The organism is Paenibacillus sp. 01T47 (assembly GCF_056398245.1).
Map to the genome: position 1 here is coordinate 483,066 of NZ_JBFTPA010000001.1, position 18,556 is coordinate 501,621.

Annotated in this window: 15 protein-coding genes; 14 read left to right on the forward strand and 1 reads right to left on the reverse strand. The window is 46.9% G+C overall.

All coding sequences use genetic code 11. The features are described from left to right. Positions 1-81: 81 nt before the first annotated feature. From AC1DOV_RS02055 to AC1DOV_RS02080, 6 genes are all read left to right on the forward strand, one after another. Positions 82-1,008, forward strand: coding sequence for a hypothetical protein (locus AC1DOV_RS02055; protein WP_477549041.1), 927 nt, complete (start codon positions 82-84; stop codon positions 1,006-1,008). Between the two features lie 92 nt (positions 1,009-1,100). Then, the gene (locus AC1DOV_RS02060; RefSeq protein WP_430055466.1) at positions 1,101-1,463 is read left to right on the forward strand and encodes a BlaI/MecI/CopY family transcriptional regulator; all 363 of its coding nucleotides are present in this window, start codon (positions 1,101-1,103) and stop codon (positions 1,461-1,463) included. A 2-nt stretch (positions 1,464-1,465) separates the two neighbouring features. Continuing rightward, on the forward strand, positions 1,466-3,418 hold the full coding sequence (locus tag AC1DOV_RS02065; RefSeq protein ID WP_477549042.1) for a M56 family metallopeptidase: 1,953 nt from the start codon (positions 1,466-1,468) through the stop codon (positions 3,416-3,418). 585 nt (positions 3,419-4,003) lie between these two features. After that, positions 4,004-4,426: a lysoplasmalogenase family protein gene (locus tag AC1DOV_RS02070; protein WP_477549043.1), complete on the forward strand. Its 423-nt coding sequence runs from the start codon at positions 4,004-4,006 to the stop codon at positions 4,424-4,426. Then, positions 4,407-4,712 carry a lysoplasmalogenase family protein gene (locus AC1DOV_RS02075; RefSeq protein ID WP_477549044.1) on the forward strand — a complete coding sequence of 102 codons (306 nt, stop codon included), beginning with the start codon at positions 4,407-4,409 and terminating at the stop codon, positions 4,710-4,712. The genes AC1DOV_RS02070 and AC1DOV_RS02075 overlap by 20 nt, the downstream gene beginning before the upstream one ends. A gap of 536 nt (positions 4,713-5,248) precedes the next feature. Further along, positions 5,249-5,689: a hypothetical protein gene (locus AC1DOV_RS02080; RefSeq protein ID WP_477549045.1), complete on the forward strand. Its 441-nt coding sequence runs from the start codon at positions 5,249-5,251 to the stop codon at positions 5,687-5,689. Between the two features lie 222 nt (positions 5,690-5,911). Here the strand turns inward: AC1DOV_RS02080 and AC1DOV_RS02085 are convergent, their stop codons facing one another. Further along, a complete protein-coding gene (locus AC1DOV_RS02085; RefSeq protein ID WP_477549046.1) occupies positions 5,912-6,235 on the reverse strand; it encodes a 2Fe-2S iron-sulfur cluster-binding protein in 324 nt (107 codons plus the stop codon). A 365-nt stretch (positions 6,236-6,600) separates the two neighbouring features. On the opposite strand from AC1DOV_RS02085, the gene AC1DOV_RS02090 reads away from it, so the two are divergent. The 8 genes from AC1DOV_RS02090 to AC1DOV_RS02125 all read left to right on the forward strand — a co-directional run bounded on the left by AC1DOV_RS02090 (position 6,601) and on the right by AC1DOV_RS02125 (position 18,496). Beyond that, positions 6,601-7,527, forward strand: coding sequence for an AraC family transcriptional regulator (locus tag AC1DOV_RS02090; RefSeq protein ID WP_477549047.1), 927 nt, complete (start codon positions 6,601-6,603; stop codon positions 7,525-7,527). Between the two features lie 77 nt (positions 7,528-7,604). After that, complete coding sequence (locus tag AC1DOV_RS02095) at positions 7,605-9,401, forward strand: sensor histidine kinase (RefSeq protein WP_477549048.1); 1,797 nt, start codon at positions 7,605-7,607, stop codon at positions 9,399-9,401. Positions 9,402-9,404: 3 nt separating this feature from the next. Beyond that, positions 9,405-11,045, forward strand: a complete 1,641-nt coding sequence (locus tag AC1DOV_RS02100) for a response regulator (protein ID WP_477549049.1) — start codon at positions 9,405-9,407, stop codon at positions 11,043-11,045. 124 nt (positions 11,046-11,169) lie between these two features. After that, complete coding sequence (locus AC1DOV_RS02105; protein WP_477549050.1) at positions 11,170-12,756, forward strand: extracellular solute-binding protein; 1,587 nt, start codon at positions 11,170-11,172, stop codon at positions 12,754-12,756. A 33-nt stretch (positions 12,757-12,789) separates the two neighbouring features. Beyond that, entirely contained in the window at positions 12,790-13,746 is a 957-nt protein-coding gene (locus AC1DOV_RS02110; RefSeq protein WP_441878841.1) for an ABC transporter permease, read from the forward strand. 16 nt (positions 13,747-13,762) lie between these two features. Next, a complete protein-coding gene (locus AC1DOV_RS02115) occupies positions 13,763-14,659 on the forward strand; it encodes a carbohydrate ABC transporter permease (protein WP_477510190.1) in 897 nt (298 codons plus the stop codon). Positions 14,660-14,697: 38 nt separating this feature from the next. Continuing rightward, positions 14,698-16,719: an alpha-L-arabinofuranosidase C-terminal domain-containing protein gene (locus AC1DOV_RS02120; RefSeq protein ID WP_477549051.1), complete on the forward strand. Its 2,022-nt coding sequence runs from the start codon at positions 14,698-14,700 to the stop codon at positions 16,717-16,719. Positions 16,720-16,729: 10 nt separating this feature from the next. Then, positions 16,730-18,496: a glycoside hydrolase family 2 protein gene (locus tag AC1DOV_RS02125; protein ID WP_477549052.1), complete on the forward strand. Its 1,767-nt coding sequence runs from the start codon at positions 16,730-16,732 to the stop codon at positions 18,494-18,496. Positions 18,497-18,556 lie beyond the last annotated feature (60 nt).

The window sequence follows — 18,556 nt, forward strand, 5'->3', positions numbered from 1 at the left end:
GGAGCGTTCTGCTCAGACATAATTCAGTTAGTAAGTACAGAAGTTAGTTTGTTTTATAGCTGTCTTTAAGGAGGAATGGGCATGTTTAATAAAACGGTGGCGCTTCAACCTTTTGCTGATATTTCTGCGTATACGGAGGGTTTCAAGATTGTCTCGGCACAAATTGGCTCCGATGGCTGCATGTATGTTTTGCTCATTAACCAGATCCCAATACGGGAACGAGGTATGTTCGTCCCATCGACTCTAAAGAAACCATATACCTACAAGGTGCTGCTCGTAGAAAAAGATTATGTTGATGAAGTAGTGTTTGCGGATCAACATTTCAATTATCATTATGTTCAGCCGATTCATAATCGTCTACTGTTAGTCGGAGCGCGCTGCTCTTACTATGGCGTAGGCAAGTATGATCTGAACGCTAAAGTGTGTGATTTTAAAGGGAATACGATCCGAGAATTTTTGCTTGGAGACGGCATTCAAAGTGTTCAGGTGACGGAGAAAGGGATCATTTGGACCAGTTATTTCGACGAAGGCGTGTTTGGAAACAACGGTTGGGATAAACCTGTAGGAGCGCAAGGTCTTCTGGCTTGGGATGAGAACGGCAACAAAATGTATGAGGACCAATTGTCGGATATCGCCGATTGTTATGCGTTGAATGCAGCTAACGATGAGGAAGTTTGGTTTTATTATTATACGGACTTTTTGCTGGGCTGTATTTCCGGCGGAATCGAGCAGCCCAAGGTCACCTTTATAAATCCTGAGATTTCCGGCTCTTCGGGGTTTTGTACGGATGGTTATCACTTTCTGTTCGATGGCGGTTACGGAAAACACGGAACTTATATTCTTAAGAAAAATGAAAAACCGGGGAGTTTATCCGCAGGGTGCCGGATCCATTTTCTGAATGAAAAAGCCGAGCCGCTTGTCCCGTTAACACAGGATTTTCGAGAGAATCGAGTGCTTTTCAGTGAAGGAAGCTTATTGTACCTGGTGTCGGTTGAAGAAGTGGTTTAGCCTTACTCTCCTATTTTCATTGACTATTCTGGTTTATAGTTATAAACTCGTTACATGGGTTTATGATTATAAACCGGATAGGGGAGGTTATTATGAGTAACTTGAAGCTGTGTGAAAGTGATTATCGATTTATGCTTGTTGTGTGGGAGAGTGAGCCGGTGGCATCCGGGAGGCTGGTAACTTTGTGTTCAGAGAAGCTCGGATGGAAGAAGCCAACCACCTATACTGTGCTTCGGAAAATGTGTGAAAAAGGACTTCTTAAAAATGAGGATACAATTGTAAGCTCCATTATTCCAAAAGAGCAGATCCAGGCGTACGAAAGCGAGCATTTTATTGAACGGACTTTTGAGGGCTCGCTGCCCCAGTTTCTCGTCTCTTTTTTCGGCAATAAAGCTCTCTCCAATAAGGAAGCTGATGAGCTAAAGCGTCTAATTGATGAGCATAAGGAGGGTTGAGTATGGAAACGTTGTTTCTAAAAATACTCAATATGTCCCTGACTGCGTCTTATGTCATTATCGCCGTGCTTCTCATCCGTCTGCTGTTGAAACGGGCACCAAAGAAATATTCCTATTTGCTATGGGCGATTGTACTGTTCCGCTTAGTTTGTCCGGTGTCTATTTCCTCTGAGCTCAGCCTCTTTAATGCTCCCCCCTTTGATATGACCGCAGCGCAAAAGAGCGGCGAAGCGGCACTGAGCTATGTCCCAGCGGACATCGGCTATATGGAGAAGCCGGGAATGACGGTAGGCATACCGACCGTAAATGTCATGATAAGCGACACGCTGCCTCCAGCTGACCCGACTGCTAGCGTAAATCCTTTGCAAATATGGATACAGATCGGTACAGTTTTATGGTGTTTAGGTGTTCTTGCGCTGCTTGTTTACAGTTTGGTGACCTATTTCCAATTGAAACGCCGCATGGCTACAGCGGTCCTACTGGATAAACATATATTCGAGTCCGACAACATCCGGTCGCCATTTATTCTCGGCTTTATTAAACCGCGAATTTATATTCCCTTTGGGCTTCAGGAGCAAGAACGAGTCTACATTCTGAAGCATGAAGCCTACCATTTAAAGAGGAAAGATTACTTAATCAAGCCGCTCGCCTTTGTGGTTCTTGCTTTTCACTGGTTTAATCCGCTTGCTTGGCTTGCTTTTATATTGATGGCCAAAGACATGGAGATGAGCTGCGATGAAAAGGTGCTATCGGAGACGGGTTCGGGAATCGCGAAGGATTATTGCACGTCATTGCTAGCCTTTGCGGCAAACCGCCGCTTACCGTCTGCTAGTCCGCTAGCATTTGGAGAGACAGGCATCCGTGAGCGCGTCAAAAATATACTGCGCTTTAAGGCGCCAAAAAAACGGGTGATCGTATTCTCAGCTGCTGCTTGTATAATTGCTGTTGCCGTCTGTGCAACAAATCCGATCGTGAATGGGGCGCTGCAAGAGACTGGTGAACCGTATGGCAGCTATCGCTTTGAAGAACAGGTGTATATGAATTTACTGAGCTCGTTTGTAGCTGTCGATGGGTTTAAGGAGTACTATACATTTACCGAAAACTCGCTTATTATAACCGACGGAGCCGGCAGTCAACAGAAAATGAAGGCTGTTTATGAACGGAAAGCTTTAGATGTGCAAAAGTTTAATGAAAGCTTTATGCCAAGCATTAATGTTCCTAATATTTTAGGTTATAAAGAAAGATATGAGTATGTACTAACCGATTCGACCGTTGATCCTGAATATCGTCTTTTTCTACTGGATGATGAGGTGTGGCTGGCAAAAACACATAAGGATAACGTCAATACTCTAAAGAGCGAATACATTTGGAGCATCTACAAAATTTCGAAGCTAGACGAGGAAATAGTAGAAACGCAATCTATAGTGGGAACTCAGGACGGTGTTGATGCTTTTTTAGCTTTGCAAAAGGATTTTAATTCAGGCTACGACACAGATAAGTGTTATAACATCACACCGCAATCTATTAGTGAAAACTCTGAGTATAGTATTTTCAAATATGACAAATCTGCCGCAGCATTTTTGTTACATAAGGGAGTTGTCTATCCGCTTGGCGAGTGGTTTGGCGGGCTAGGCGTAACCAGCATGGCTCTAGCCGATATGGATAACGACGAGGATTCCGAATTGTATTTTACATACTCATGGGGTTCTGGCCTTCATCGCTCTCATGCGGCTTATTTTGACCCGTCTGCCAAAGAAATTGTGATCTTACCCTACACAAATATGAATAAGGACATGACCCTCGTGGATCATGGTGACGGCAGTCTATCTCTATATGGGGCAGACATATCAAATCTAATGGATTTTGCTCATTTCGATAGGAAGAAAACTGATTTTATATCGGATATTGTTTATGAGAAAGGGCAGATCTTATTAAGTGCGGCAGTTAATGAGTAAAGACGAAGATGAACACATTGAAGTGTTATGAAAGCCTCACGTGGCATAGAAGCTAGAAGCTCAGATCACGATAATTGAGGATGCAACTTTCATTGTTTTGATCCAGTTTTCATCCCGAGATTATTTTTCTAAAGAACCGTATTGCCCTTATTGTACATTAAAGTACAACTATTTCATTTTAACGAATCTGGATAACGTTATAACAGGCTTTATTAGGCGTTATGAGCTACTTTTCTCGAAATAACGATTCTGGAGTTCGTTACAATTTTAATCGACTACCAATGGCTTAAATAAGAGCTATAAGGTTCGTAAGCTATAGGAATGGTAAGAGAAGGACGTCCTTCTGCCTATGCTCCATCAGAAAACAAAGCTGGGTATGTTTCAAGCGTAGGTAATCCTACGTTTGGGGCAGCCCTTTTTTATATTAAGGAATGGCAATAAGATACGAAAAAAGACTAATTGTTCGCTATTTTCGTTTATTTCATTCCTTTGTTCTACTTTGAATAAGCAAAAATATTCATGTTTATGTCAGCGTTTACATCGTATCTAGGTTCGGGTAAAGTGATGGAATAAGGGGGATCGCATATGCGTAAGAGTTGGCTGCTGGGACTTATTATGTGTACAGGTTTAATTCATCTTGCGACGTTATCAGTGGACAGTACGGTGCTGCATTGGATATTCAAGCTTCTGCCAATGGCACTCATTATTACGCGCGTTGTTTGCAGTGTACCAGATGGACGCGACCAAGCGGTTTATAGGAAGCTGATTCTGACAGGGCTGCTGTTTAGCCTATTGGGAGATGCGTTTCTACTGCTTCCCGATGATCCGTGGTTTGTGTTCGGATTGGGTGCGTTTCTAACGGGGCATTTGTTTTATGTGGCTGCAATGGTTGCTCGTTGGTTTAAGCAGCAATCGCTTATGAGCTGGTACGGTGTGCTTGCGGGCTTGATTATCGTCATTTACTCGGTGCTGCTGGGCAGTCGCTTTTATGAGTATTTCGGGGGATGAAAGCTTAAGCGGGTTATGGATTCCCGTCGTTGTCTACATTACCGTTATTGGAGCGATGTGCTTTACGGCCATTATGAGCCGCAATGCGTTTGCCATTGTTGGTGCGATCCTATTCGTTGCATCGGACTCGATACTGGCTTGGAATAAGTTTGTCGCAGATGTGCCTTATTCAGGTCTCCTTATTATGTCTACTTACTTCGCAGCTCAATTGTTGATTGCTTCAAGTGTACAGAAGGTCAAGAAAGTTGAAGCGGCGGCCGCTAAGCCTAAGAACATCCCTCTGTGATTAAGAATACGAACTTGATGATTGTGAATCAAATCGGATCGAGAACAGGTGTCGCCTGACACCTGATCCAAAAGCGCTTGCGATCGTAGGAGATCCCACATGAACAGCGATGAGTACCGAAAAGCGAGTTATAGGATGGAGGGAACTCGCGATTTACACGGCGAACCTCGCGAGAGAACTCTCTGCTATCCCTTGGAACTCTACGCAGCTTGTTGGCCTTTGCTTGGGTATCGATATGTGCTCCGGGAGGAACGAACCGATTGGGGGCAATTAGACGTTTGGAGTTGTTTATCTTAGTGTTATTGTTGAATGATGGTTTCCAAAGCTTAACATTATTCCCCATGTCTTATTCTCCTCATGAGCAGTTTATATGCCTTCCAATTAAGCTATTCAGCATGTCTGTGAATGTCACAAGATTTTTAGGTTATCTATCAGGAGTATGCCTTCCCAACCCATTGAGCTGCCTTATACACACCAAAATCTATTAATTTCCATATGATAGTAGTAATTCTACTAATATTAAGGAGATGATAGGAATGATGAGAACAGGGGGAAGCAAGAGCGTAGGAGACCGAAGCTCAGGTTGCACATGCTCAAAGAACCGGAGCCAAGGCGATAAAAGCGAAGGCCACAAGAGTGGAGGCCACAAAAACGAAGGACATAAAAGCGAAGGCCACAAAAATGAAGGTCACAAGAGCGAAGGCCATAAATGCTGCTGCGGTAAAAGCAGTGGAAGCAACAGCAATATTTTAAAAATTCTTTTGCGAATCGGTGTAGGAACACCCAATGTTCGGATTCATTTTGATGGAACATCGCATGTAGGCGTTTATTTGGGCATTTCAGACGGCAGCGTCATTCTTAATGTAAGAGGTGTCGTAGCATATATTAAAATAACTTCTATAACGGCTGTAGAGTTAGGTGTTAAAGTCAATAGAAAGTGTAAGAGAAAACAGTCGTGGAAATGCAGAAAAACATAAGCTAAATGTGTGTACTCACTGGATATAACAACCGTACTGTTAGCAAGAAGGCCGTGATCATTTCCTTGTTTGGGTGGCACGGTCTATTCATTATTCCTACCAATATAAACAAAAAAAGGGCTAGAAGCCCTTATTGCCGTAGATATGACCCAGATGGAGTTAGTTCACTTATTGTTATGATCGAAGTTTGCTTTGCCACCATCTTATAACGGGGGGAAATGATTAATCTTGGGGACGAGTGCCGGGCTCCAGGCCAGTAGAAGTCGCTGTCTTAATAAGCCGGACCGATAGGTCGCTATGTAGCCGAATTTGGCAGGATAGCCGAATAGCTGCATCCTCGATTCCTTTGTTGCGAAGAACTGTCGCTTCTGCCTCGCTCATCTCGCCAGCATCTCCAGAGAGAACTTCTACAGCGCATGTCGTACACTTAACGTTCCCGCCGCATCGGTGCAGGACGTCGACTCCATTATCCTCTAACATTAGCACAAGCTTTGTGCCCTCAACTGCCTGAATGGCGTTTCTTCCTTCTACTTGAGCCGTTGGCATTTGCCATTCCTCCTCGAATTGTTCATCCTCATATTACCTAACCAGCTTATATTAAACCATTATCTTGTAGAATAAGTCCAATTCTATAGCCAAACTCTTTTTATAGTACGAAAACCCACAAGAGGGGGGCGATTTTCAGAGTATCCTTCTTAAGGGTAAAATAGCTAAATAAAAAAACCATAACCCGTAAGATCATTCATCCAACGGGTTTCGATTCTTTAATATCGCCAGCTTAGCTGGATGCAGCGGCCACCCAGTGGTCTTTTTTCACTTTCAATAAAATTAGCATTATGTTAGGTGAACTAGACAAGAACAATCCACTACTATTATTATAATTCTTATAATCATACGATTTATTTTGAATTGTGAGAAATGAGATAGTTGTCATTATGTTATATGTATGCGGAATTGATTATGGGATGGGAGTGATGGCTGCGATGCAGGAATACGAGTATGAGTTTGCTGATTTCATTTACTATACGCCTGGGCAACTGGAAAAGGAATGTCGTATATGGCCGGTTCGAGCGGGTCGCTGTTTGGCCAAGCCTAACTATAAAGTGGGACCCAAGAGGATCGAATGCTACAGTCTTCACTTCGTGCAGGAGGGAATGGTTCGGCTGCAGTACGAAGGCAAGCAGGTGGAGCTGGAGAAGGGCGACGTGTTTTGTTTATTTCCTTATCGTAAATATTTCTACGACATGATTCCCTCTGATCGGCCGCTTCAAATGAGCTGGTTGGCGGTGGATGGCGATAGGGCAATGGCGTTGCTAGAGCTTGCGGGTTTAACGCATCAGCATCCGTTTCGCAAGAAGGCGCTGAGCTCACGAGTCAGAGCATCGGCAGACCAAGTCATTCATACGCTTGAGGGCGCTCAGCGATGGAATCCGGCAGGTGCACTTGAGCTGCAAAGCCATATTTGTGCCTTATTCGCCGGGTTGATTCCGGAGTCGGTACCTGCTCAAGAGGCCGAGCTTGCCGGTTGGATTCATGAATGCATGAAATATATAGAGCTGCACGCCTCAGAGGGAATATCCGTCCAACAGGTAGCGGATTTCGCGGGTGTTCATCGTTCCTACTTTACCCAAGTGTTTACAAGCCAAGCGGGCATGCCGCCAATGAAGTACATGCAGAAGATCCGCATGGACAAGGCGAGGCAGCTGCTAATGGATACAGACGCGACGATAACGGAGATCGCTCTGTCCCTTGGGTATCCTAATCTGTATACGTTCACCAGAGCATTCAAGACTTATTTTAAGGAATCCCCCTTAATTCTAAGAAAGACAATTGGATAAGCTCAAGTAGGTACAATATATTTGAAAACGATTACACGACAAACACTTCCTTATGTTCGAAAAGGAGATTTCGCGATATGAAGTTATCCACCCTTCAACGATGGATTTCGCCCCGTTTAAGCATCCAAGGGAAGATATTCATCGCATTCAGTCTAGTCGCCCTGCTTTCCATATTATCCGTATCTGGCATTGTCTATTTGAATATGCGCGAGACGATAAAGGATAACGCAGTTACTTCGGTATCGGATAGTATTCGCCAGGCGGATGAATCCCTAAATATTATGCTGGAGGAGATCGACCGGCTGAACACGGTAGTAGTGACTAACAAAAACACGGTGATCGATACGCTGCTCAGTCCATCGGAAGAGGTCAGCTACGAATGGTTTTTAGAACAGAAGCGGATTGAAGAATTTCTATCGGTGCTGATCGATTATAAGCCTTACATTTCTAGGATTGCCGTTGTTGGGTTGAATGGAAAGGTTTTTTTCTCCGGTGGTCCTTGGCTGGACCGGACGGTCCTTGGGTCACAGATGATGGATTATACGCTTGGAAACGGATCGCGCCATGCCTATTTGAAGCAGACCGGCGTGTCGGATGCCATTACCGTAGGCAGAGAAATCCGTTATAACCGCGAGACAATCGGCGTAGTCATGGTCGATTTAAACTATGATTTCATTAAAAAAACGTATGGAGTGAAGCCGACCGCCGATAGCATGCTGTATGTGCTCGATAAAGAAGGCGGATTCGTGTATCAGTCCGAATCGGCGCCGTCTTTTGCTCCTCCTATTGAGAAGATTGTAAGCATTAAGCAGGAATTCAAAGGCCCTGGCGATGCGGCGGAAATGATCATAGATGGAAGAACCTACACCGTTGTTAGACGTTCATCGGAATATACGGGCTGGACTACACTGGCGCTAATACCGATGGATTCACTGCTTAGTGAATCTGCGAATCTTCGCAAGCTGATGGCTGAAGTATCGGTATTTGTTTTGGCCATCGTGTTAATCTGCTCACTGCAGGTGTCCTCCCGGATCACCATAAATATTCGGCGTCTGAAGTCCATGATGATGCGGGTGAAGGACGGGAATTTGGAATTTCCAATGAAGGAAATCAAAACGAAAGACGAGGTAGGCCAGCTGTACCACGTCTTTATCGGTATGGTGGAGGAATTGAAACGGCTGCTGGAAGGAATTCGAATCAGTGAGAAGGAGAAGCGCGAAGCGGAGTTGACGGCTCTTCAGGCGCAGATACGTCCACATTTCCTATACAATTCCCTAAATACAATCAAATACTTGGCCAAGCTGAACGGTGTGCCCAATATCGAGGAGGTATCCGGCTCTTTAATCGAGCTGATGCGCGGGGTTTTAGGTAATTCCAATGAATATCTTACGGTTCGAGAGGAACTGGACTATGTAAGAAGTTATATCTCCATCGTGAAATATAAATACATGCAGCCAATTCCGGTGTATGAGGAGATTGAGGATGAAGCCCTGCTGGAATGCCGGGTGCCCAAGCTTATGCTGCAGCCTATCGTGGAGAACGCCATTATTCACGGGATCGGCTCGCTGGAGGAAGGGGGATCGGTCATGATTCGCGTTTGCGAAGAGAATCACAACCTAAAAATCGAAGTGACGGACAACGGCAAAGGTATGACCCTGGAGCAGATGGATTTGCTGCTGGGCGAGCATAGCAAAGGAGAGGCTCCATCACGTTTCAGTGGCATGGGAGTGCGTAATGTGCATGAACGAATTGTTCGCATAAATGGAGAACCTTACGGTATAAAGCTGTACAGCGAGCTGGGACTATATACGAAGGTCGTAATTACACTTCCCGTTCTGCGGGACACGGAAAAATTAGATCATGAGGTGATATAGGTTATGTTTCAAGTGCTGTTGGTTGATGACGAGCCGCTGGTCCGCAACAACTTATCGACGCTAATCAATTTCCGGAAACACGGCTTTGAAATATGTGGTGAAGCGCACAACGGAGTCATGGCCTTGGCATTGATCGAGCAGTCTCCGCCGCATATCGCCATTATAGACGTAAATATGCCCGAAATGAATGGTGTGGAGCTAAATCGAACGATCAAAGAAAGATATCCAGCCATTAAGACGATTATGCTTAGCAGCTTTGACGACTACGATTATGTGCGTGATTGCCTGAAAAATGGCTCCATTGATTATTTGCTGAAGCATCGTCTCGACGGAGCAACGCTGATTGACATGTTGAACAAAGCGGTTCTTGCACTGCGGCAGGAGGATCGGCTGTTGGAGGACCGCAATGATCAGAAAGCGATGGCAGAACGAATGAATCCCGTGCTCATCCGTGGTTATATTGCCGATTTGGTAAGAAGGAAACCGCAGTCCGCCCAGGAGCTTGAAGCCTTTGCTCGGAAGAATGGACTATATCCTCAAACGGTGAGCTACGCTGCAGCGTCTCTTCAGATTGTCCCTTTCCTGCTGCTGACGCAATCCTGCAGCGACGTACAGACCAATCGGCTCGTCCAGCAGGCTGTTGAGATTATGCAGCAGAGTCTGGGTGATATACAAGAACGTACAGCTGCCTACCTTGAGAACGGACGTATGGTTGTCGTTCTTTCGTTCAAGGAACGAAGCGAGAATGCAGCCGCAAGCGAGGCTGACCGAATGATGAGCAAGCTTCGCCACGCGCTGGAGCTATTCCTGAATTTAAAGTGCGTCTATGCTGTCGGACATTTATGCAGCAGCCTGTCACTTCTTGGAACGAGTTACGGTTCCGCAGAGCGATTGCTTGACTTTTCACCCAATGAGGAACTGACTGGCCAAGTGAATGGAGGGGGAAATGGCATATACGGACAGCGCGTCTCTTTAACCATCGAGGAGCAGAAACAGCTGCTGCTCTCAATCGAGATGCTCGATAAGGACGGCATGCAGCGGCTGATTTTATCCGTATTCGATTCGATCAAGGGGCAGCCCATTCACTCTCATTCCGTGCAAATGATCATCAGCGAGCTTCTGCATATCGCGGATAAAGTGTTGAAGAAATGGCTGCCTCAGCATGGCTCTGCGATGGACAGGCTTCCTGCAAGGAGCGAACTGGGCAGATTAGACAGCGTCGGAGAGATGGAGAAATGGCTGCAAGCCTTCTATGCGAGCCTATTGAGCCTGCTCAAGGAGACACATGCAGTGGGACCGTATTCACGGCATGTATCGCAAGCGATAGGATTCATTCTGGAAAGATATTCAGGGAGCGTCACCCTGGAGCTGGCAGCGGACGCCATCAGCCTGAATCCATCGTACTTAAGCAGAATATTCAAAGAAGAGACGAAGTCGACGTTCTCAGAATATTTAAACCGGATCCGAATCGATGCAGCGCGCAAGCTGCTAGAGAACGGTCAATACTCGCTCAAGCAAATCAGCAGTCAAGCGGGCTTTTCTTCCTACAACTATTTTTTTAGAGTGTTTAAGGAAATGATCGGCGTGACGCCCCAAACGTATTTGAACGGTTTGGGAGGCGGGGGAGCTGAAGCGAAGTTGTAAAATATGTAGAGTAAATAGTCATATTATTATAACTTTGTGGCGAAACGGGTGAATTATAATGAGTGGACACCGCTGGCAAACGGTTACACCATTCGGTGAATAGAACATTGGAGGTCACAGATTTATGCGTAGACACTGGGGAAGAAACGCACTTACTACGATGATCGTTTCCGGTCTGATCCTGACCGGCTGCAGCAACAACAACGGAGGCTCAAAGACAGAGAATCAGCCTTCGCCTGCTTCTGAAAGCGCTGTTAAAGCGGAAGGATTCCCGATCGTGGAGCAACCGATCAAGCTCAAGATGTTCACGCGAATCGCGCCTGCTAACGGGCCGTTCAAAGATATGCCGGTGTTCCAAGACTATGAGAAATTAAGCAACATTCAGGTAGCATTTACCGAAGCTCCTACAGACGGCTTCGCGGAGAAAAAAAATCTATTATTCGCTTCCAACGAGCTTCCAGATGTATTGTACCGATCGGAACTCAATCCGCTTGAGACTATTCGCTACGGGACGGCCGGACAGCTTATACCGCTGGAGAATTTAATTGAGCAGTATGCACCAAATTTGAAAAGCCTAATGGAGCAATATCCAGAGATCCGCTCGGGCATTACGACTCCGGAAGGACACATTTACTCGATTCCCGGTATCGTAACGACAGGCTCGGCGCGTACGGACAAACGCTGGATCAATAAAGCGTGGCTCGAGAAGCTGAACCTGGAAGAGCCCAAAACGACGGATGAGCTATATAAAGTGCTCCTCGCTTTCCGGGATGGAGATCCGAACGGCGACGGCAAATCGGACGAAATTCCTATGACTGCGCGTAAGGCGGCAGCGGGGATACCTATCGTAAACATGATGGCCGGATCGTTTGGCTTGGATTTGCAGCTCGGCTATAACATCAACATCGAAGACGGCAAGATCAATATTTGGAGCAGCGACGAGAAGCACAAAGAGTTGCTTATGTACTTGAACAAGTTGTATAAGGAGAAGCTTCTGGACCAGGAAATCTTCACGCATACGGAAGCACAATATCTTGCTAAGCAAGGCTCAGGCAATACGGGTCTTTTCTTCGACCAGACGAACAACAACTTCTTGCCGATCCAGGATCAATATGTCGGCACCGCTCCTCCAGTTGGTCCGCATGGCGACCAGATGCAAAGCCCGGTAGCGCCGGTGCCACGCGACTTTGGAGCGTTCGCTATTACATCTGTGAACAAATATCCGGAAGCGACTATACGCTGGATCGACTATTTCTACAGTGACGAGGGCTCCACCCTGCTACGCTTTGGCAGAGAGGGCGAGCATTACGAGCTGAAGGATGGCATGCCGTATTACAAAGAGGATTTTCTGGCAATAACAGGTGCGCAGGGAAAAATGACACCGTACGCAGGCGGCGGCGCGCCTCACTTGATCAGCGACAAGGTAGCGTCTTTCATCAATCCACCGCAAGTTCAAGAGGCATACGCGAAGCTGGAGCCGTACATGCCGAAGATTCGTTATGCTGCTCCGATGTTCAATGAAGAGAACGCTCAGAAAGTTAACATTCTGCGCAACGACATCGACAAATATATCGACGAGCAAAGCACGAAGTTTATCGTTGGCGCGATCAGCTTCGATAAGTGGGAGGAATTCCAGGCTACTTTGAAAAAAATGAAGATCGACGAGCTGGAACAGCTCTATCAAGAAGCTTACGACAAGATGGAGAAATAAGACCGAGACCGTATGAATAAGGAGTGAATGCTCATGAAGAGCGCGCAAGAAGGTGCAGCCGCTCTGTCCCATATCCAGCCGAGGCGCGGATCCAGCCTGATCAGGAATATAGCCAAACGGTATGATCTGTATCTTATGCTGCTTCTGCCGATAGCCTGGTACTTAATCTTTAACTACGGTCCACTGTACGGCCTGCAAATCGCATTCAAAAATTTCAATCCGGCAAAGGGCATTTTCGGAAGCCCTTGGGAAGGCTTTGGGCATTTCGAACGGTTTTTTGACTCGTATTATTTCTGGAGGCTGTTATGGAACACGGTGTCCATCAACTTGTTCTCTCTGCTCATCGCATTCCCGGTTCCGATTATGCTCGCTCTAATTGTTAACGAAATCCGAAGCAAAACCTTTAGCAAATGGCTGCAAAATATTACGTATATCCCTCATTTCATTTCGGTTGTCGTTATCGTAGGCATATTGAACGTATTCCTATCACCGACAGGACCGATCAATATGATGATCGAGGCATTCGGCGGCACTTCAGTCCGATTCATGGAGGCAGCCGGCTGGTTCAAGACGATCTTCATCAGCTCAAACATATGGCAAAACATGGGGTGGCAATCGATTATCTACATTGCGGCGCTCAGCGGAGTGAATCCGCAGCTATACGAAGCGGCCAAGATGGACGGGGCATCGAGGCTGAGGCGCATATGGCATGTCTCGCTTCCAGGCATAGCTCCGGTCATCGTGATCCTGCTCATTCTGGATATCGGCCATTTCATGAACGTCGGCTTTGAGAAAATTTTGCTCATGCAAAACAACTTGAATTTGGAATCAAGCGACGTCATCTCCACGTTTGTCTATACGACAGGCATATTGAAGGGAGAATACAGCTACACGGCGGCTATCGGACTGTTCAACTCGGTCATCAATCTCATCCTGCTGCTGATGGTCAACCGGTTCGCGCGCAAGACGTCAGAGACGAGCTTATGGTAAAGGAGGGAACCCAGTCATGTCGAAGCAACAAGCCATAAGAAAACCATCGGATGAACGGGCGTTCGACTTCGTTATATACGTGATCGCCGCAATCATCATTATTATTGTGCTGTATCCGCTGCTCTTTATTGTCAGCGCTTCGTTCAGCGATCCGTCCAAGGTGCTGAATGGAGATGTATGGCTGCTTCCGAAGGGCGTGACCTTGGGAGCGTACAAGAGCATTTTGCACAACGATAAAATTTGGACAGGGTACCGCAATACGATCGTTTATACCGTGGTCGGTACGCTCATCAATATCATCATGACGATATTGGCGGCGTATCCATTGTCCAGGCCAGATCTTCCCGGGCGCGGCAAAATTATGGTCTTGATCACGCTCACTATGTTTTTCGGCGGCGGATTGATTCCAACCTATATGCTGGTTAAGGAACTGGGAATGGTGAATACCATGTGGGCGCTGATCGTCCCGGGGGCGATCGCCACGTACAATCTAATCGTTATGCGGACTTACTTTCAATCAAGCATTCCATGGGAGCTGCAGGAGGCAGCTCACATGGACGGCTGCTCCAACTGGCGATTGCTGTTTAGCATTATATTGCCTCTATCCAAACCGATATTGGCTGTTATGGTTCTATTCTATGCGGTGGGTCATTGGAATTCGTACTTCGCCGCGCTGATCTATATCCGCGACGAGGCTCTGCATCCGCTCCAGCTTGTGCTGCGTGAAATTCTCATGATCAGCCAATCCGCAGGCATCGAGGGCGGAAGTGTCGGGCTGGAGGATCAAATTCTGCTTGCCGAGAGCATTAAGTTCGCGGTCATTATCGTCTCTACTTTGCCGGTATTGATCATGTATCCATTCGTGCAGCGGCATTTCGTCAAGGGCGTTATGATCGGATCGCTTAAAGGTTAACATCGTAACCATTATGACAAATCAGTTGGAGGTTTATTTTGAAAACTAACGCAAAGATTACGATTGATTGCAGTCATGCGAGCGAGCATGCAGTTAACCCTTACCTGTTCGGTCATTTCGTTGAAGACATTCGGGATCACATGGAAGCGATGCTCGCATTCCCGCTTAAGGATATGGACTTCGAGAGCGAGGCCGTGTCGAAGAAAGAGATTTCCGGTAGCTGGTACGCCTATACGAATGGACGAAATACCAAGTACGCGTTGGAGGCGCCTGCACCGAAGCATTCGGGGCGCGCCCAGCGCATTCGCCTTCTGAGCGATGATGAGGCCTATGCGGGAATCGCGCAAAAGACGGCGCTTAAGGGGCCAGCCAATTATGCGGTCAAGCTTGTGGCCCGTTCCTCCGTCGAGTTGAAGACTATTATCATTGAAGCTGTCGATCGGCGCTCGGAAGAGCTCCTTGGACAAGTCCGGATCGAGCTCGAAAGTCACAATTGGCGTGAGTACGAAGCGCAGCTGTCTATTGCTCGCGAATGCGTCGACGCCGAACTCAGGGTATACATTCCGGATGACCACCAGAGATGGTGCGATCACGTGTCCACCGGTATGCTTTGGATTGACCATGTATCTGTATTGCCGATAGATTGCATCGCCATGGTGAAGCGTGAAGTCATCGACATGACGCGTGATTTGAACGCGGGGATGATGAGGCTTGCCGGCAACTACATCAGTGCCTACCATTGGGAGCACGGTATAGGTCCTGTTCTCGAAAGACCAGTCATGTACAACGAAGCATGGGGTGGCTGGACCAGTAAATATTTTGGCACGGACGAATTTATTCGGTTTTGCCGGGAACTTCAAGTGGAGCCGCTCATCTGCGTAAATGACGGATCGGGTACGCCCGAGGAAGCCGCTCAGTGGATTGAATACTGTAATGGCGGCGTCGATACGCCAATGGGTGCGAGGCGTGCGGCGAACGGAAACCCCGAGCCTTACAATGTCCGCTATTGGGAGATTGGCAACGAGGTATGGGGACAGTGGCAGGTAGGTACGTGTTCTGCGGATCAGTTTGCAAAGCGTACGGTTTCCTTCGCCGAAGCTATGAAGGCGACAGATCCCTCCATCGTCCTGCTGGCCTGCGGACACTACGAGCAGGAGTGGAACAAGACCGTCCTTGATCTAGCTGGTGAACATTTTGATTATCTTACCTTACATTTGTACCACGGCTATGGACCATTCGGCATGAACCAGAATACGCCGTCGGAGGATCGATATAAAGCGATTGCTGCTTATCCCGAGTTTACCCGTCACCACATCACAAAGACGACAGAGCATATTCTTGCGAATGCGAAGCATAGCCATGTGAAGCTGGCGATTACTGAATACAACACGATGTATTATCCGAACACGATTCGGAAAGGGCTGCCGAATGAGCATACCTTAGGTGCGGCAGTAGCCAATGCTGCTAACCTGAACGAAATGATACGCTGCAGCGATATGGTTCATATCGGCAGCTTCTCCGATCTGGTAAACGGCTGGCTCGGCGGATGTATTCGCGTTGGCGATTATTATGCCGATCAATATTGCGGCAAGGAACCCGGCTGGAGCGGCTTACCCCTTACCGTATACGGAACGCCAACGTATGAAGTGATGAAGCTGTACGCAACTTGTGATGTTCGGCATCTTGTTCACGCCATAGCCGACTGCGGAAATTTTGCTGTTCCGTCACTCAGGGAGACTCCTATCTCTCTGGAGGCGCTGCCTGATCTCGATGTTGTGGCAGGCACGAACAGCGGTCGCACCTCCATCACCGTGTTTATCGTAAACCGCAGCTTAAATGAGGTGAAAGCGACGCTTGACCTGCAAAACTTCGAGGCTTCGGAAGAAACGGTTTTATATGAAATTACGGGAGATTCCTACGACGATATCAATTCCGTGTTTGAGCCGGAACGCATTATAAGTAAGAAAAAAGTCGTCCCTGCCGAAGAATGGAAGCTAGGCTATCCGCTGCGCCCTACATCTGTTTATGTACTGGAAGTTTTGGCGAAGCACAAGAATTAGGAGGTACGGCATGACAACAAAGGCATATATCAAAGACTACCCCAGACCACAATTTGTACGCGACAATTGGCTAAGCTTAAATGGCGAATGGAACTTCCGCTTCGATGACCGCGGTTTGGGAGAGAAAGAAAAGTGGTACGAGAAATTCGAAGAGACCCACAAAATAAACGTGCCTTTCACGTACGAAACCAAAGCGAGTGGGATTGGAGTCGAAGAATTCCATCCGCAAGTATGGTACAACAAAGCTGTTCACATCCCGATGGAAGCTGAAGGGAAACGGGCTATCCTTCATTTCCAAGCGGTGGATTACGAAGCTAAGGTGTGGGTAAATGGAACATTAGCAGGCCAGCATATAGGCGGCTACGCGGCTTTCTCGTTCGACATTACTGATTATCTCGCATTCGGAGCTGATAATCTAATTACGGTGAAGGTGGTAGACAGCAATAGCTGCTATCAGCCTCGAGGCAAACAGCGCTGGACCAAAGATAATTTTGAATGCTTCTATGTCCAGACGACCGGGATATGGCAGACGGTATGGATGGAATACGTGGAGGAACAGAGACTTGAAGCCGTCAAAATCACGCCAGATTTCGACCGTTCCATCGTCCGTTTCGATTATGAGGTGCATGGGGTGGAGGAAGCGGGAGCCGGTGATTTAAGGCTTGAAGCTATCGTTACGTTCAAAGGCAAGCCTGTGAAACGGGTTAGTCTAGCGATCGACCGCCCTTGCCTAACCGTTGAGGTTGATCTGCTGCATGAGGCAAACGGGCCTTGGAAAAGAAGCTTCTGGTCTCCGCAGCATCCGAACTTATACGACGTGGAATTTGTGCTGTATGCGAAGGATCAGGCTGTAGACAAGGTGTTCTCCTATTTTGGCATGCGAAAAGTTTCTATTAAGAACGGCAAGGTGCTGCTAAACAATGTTCCCATCTACCAGAGAATGATTCTGGATCAGGGCTATTGGACAGAAAGCCATCTGACTCCACCAAGCGAGGAAGCCTTAATTGAAGATATCGATCACATTCTAGCAATGGGCTACAACGGCGTGCGCAAGCATATGAAGATCGAGGATGCCCGCTTTCTCTATTGGTGCGATGTGAAAGGTTTGCTTGTGTGGTCGGAGATGGCGGCTACCTTCGAGTTTCATGACCGGGCGGTCGATGCGTTTACAAAGGAATGGCTGGAGATTGTGAGGCAGCAATATAACCATCCAAGTATTATTACTTGGGTGCCATTTAATGAATCGTGGGGCATCCCCGCTATTCTGCGTGATAAACGGCAGCAGAAGTTTACCGAGGGCATCTATCATTTGACTAAATCCATTGATCCTTATCGTCCAGTCATCACGAACGACGGCTGGGAGCATACGGTATCCGACATTTTAACGCTGCATGACTATGTAGCTACAGGTGAAGGTTTCCTGAAGCGTTATGCGGACAAGGATGCGATTTTGGCCAATGAAACGACTTGCAATCAATGGAAGTACGCGTTAGCCGAAGGATACGAATATCAAGGTCAGCCGATCATCATCAGCGAATTCGGAGGTATCGCGTTCCAGTCGGACAAAGGCTGGGGCTATGGCGATCAAGTGGCGTCGGAGGAGGAATTCATTAAGCGTTTCCGCGGCATTACCCAAGCGATTAAGGACGTTAAGTATATTAGTGGTTACTGCTATACGCAGCTTGCCGACGTTCAGCAGGAGATTAACGGGCTTCTGACTGAGGATCGAAATCCGAAAATACCTTTGGATACAATTAAAGCTATTAATTTAGCCTGAATGAACTTATAAAGCTCAGTCATTATCAAATATTTCTTTCATTAATATATAAACCAATGA

Excerpts from the sequence above, each read along its gene's own strand:
- AC1DOV_RS02110 (WP_441878841.1), top strand. The coding sequence starts at position 12,790 with ATGAAGAGCGCGCAAGAAGGTGCAGCCGCTCTGTCCCATATCCAGCCG.
- AC1DOV_RS02105 (WP_477549050.1), top strand. The coding sequence starts at position 11,170 with ATGCGTAGACACTGGGGAAGAAACGCACTTACTACGATGATCGTTTCC.
- AC1DOV_RS02080 (WP_477549045.1), top strand. The coding sequence starts at position 5,249 with ATGATGAGAACAGGGGGAAGCAAGAGCGTAGGAGACCGAAGCTCAGGT.
- AC1DOV_RS02115 (WP_477510190.1), top strand. The coding sequence starts at position 13,763 with ATGTCGAAGCAACAAGCCATAAGAAAACCATCGGATGAACGGGCGTTC.
- AC1DOV_RS02055 (WP_477549041.1), top strand. The coding sequence starts at position 82 with ATGTTTAATAAAACGGTGGCGCTTCAACCTTTTGCTGATATTTCTGCG.
- AC1DOV_RS02065 (WP_477549042.1), top strand. The coding sequence starts at position 1,466 with ATGGAAACGTTGTTTCTAAAAATACTCAATATGTCCCTGACTGCGTCT.
- AC1DOV_RS02095 (WP_477549048.1), top strand. The coding sequence starts at position 7,605 with ATGAAGTTATCCACCCTTCAACGATGGATTTCGCCCCGTTTAAGCATC.
- AC1DOV_RS02085 (WP_477549046.1), bottom strand. The coding sequence starts at position 6,235 with ATGCCAACGGCTCAAGTAGAAGGAAGAAACGCCATTCAGGCAGTTGAG.
- AC1DOV_RS02100 (WP_477549049.1), top strand. The coding sequence starts at position 9,405 with ATGTTTCAAGTGCTGTTGGTTGATGACGAGCCGCTGGTCCGCAACAAC.
- AC1DOV_RS02060 (WP_430055466.1), top strand. The coding sequence starts at position 1,101 with ATGAGTAACTTGAAGCTGTGTGAAAGTGATTATCGATTTATGCTTGTT.
- AC1DOV_RS02075 (WP_477549044.1), top strand. The coding sequence starts at position 4,407 with ATGAGTATTTCGGGGGATGAAAGCTTAAGCGGGTTATGGATTCCCGTC.
- AC1DOV_RS02070 (WP_477549043.1), top strand. The coding sequence starts at position 4,004 with ATGCGTAAGAGTTGGCTGCTGGGACTTATTATGTGTACAGGTTTAATT.
- AC1DOV_RS02125 (WP_477549052.1), top strand. The coding sequence starts at position 16,730 with ATGACAACAAAGGCATATATCAAAGACTACCCCAGACCACAATTTGTA.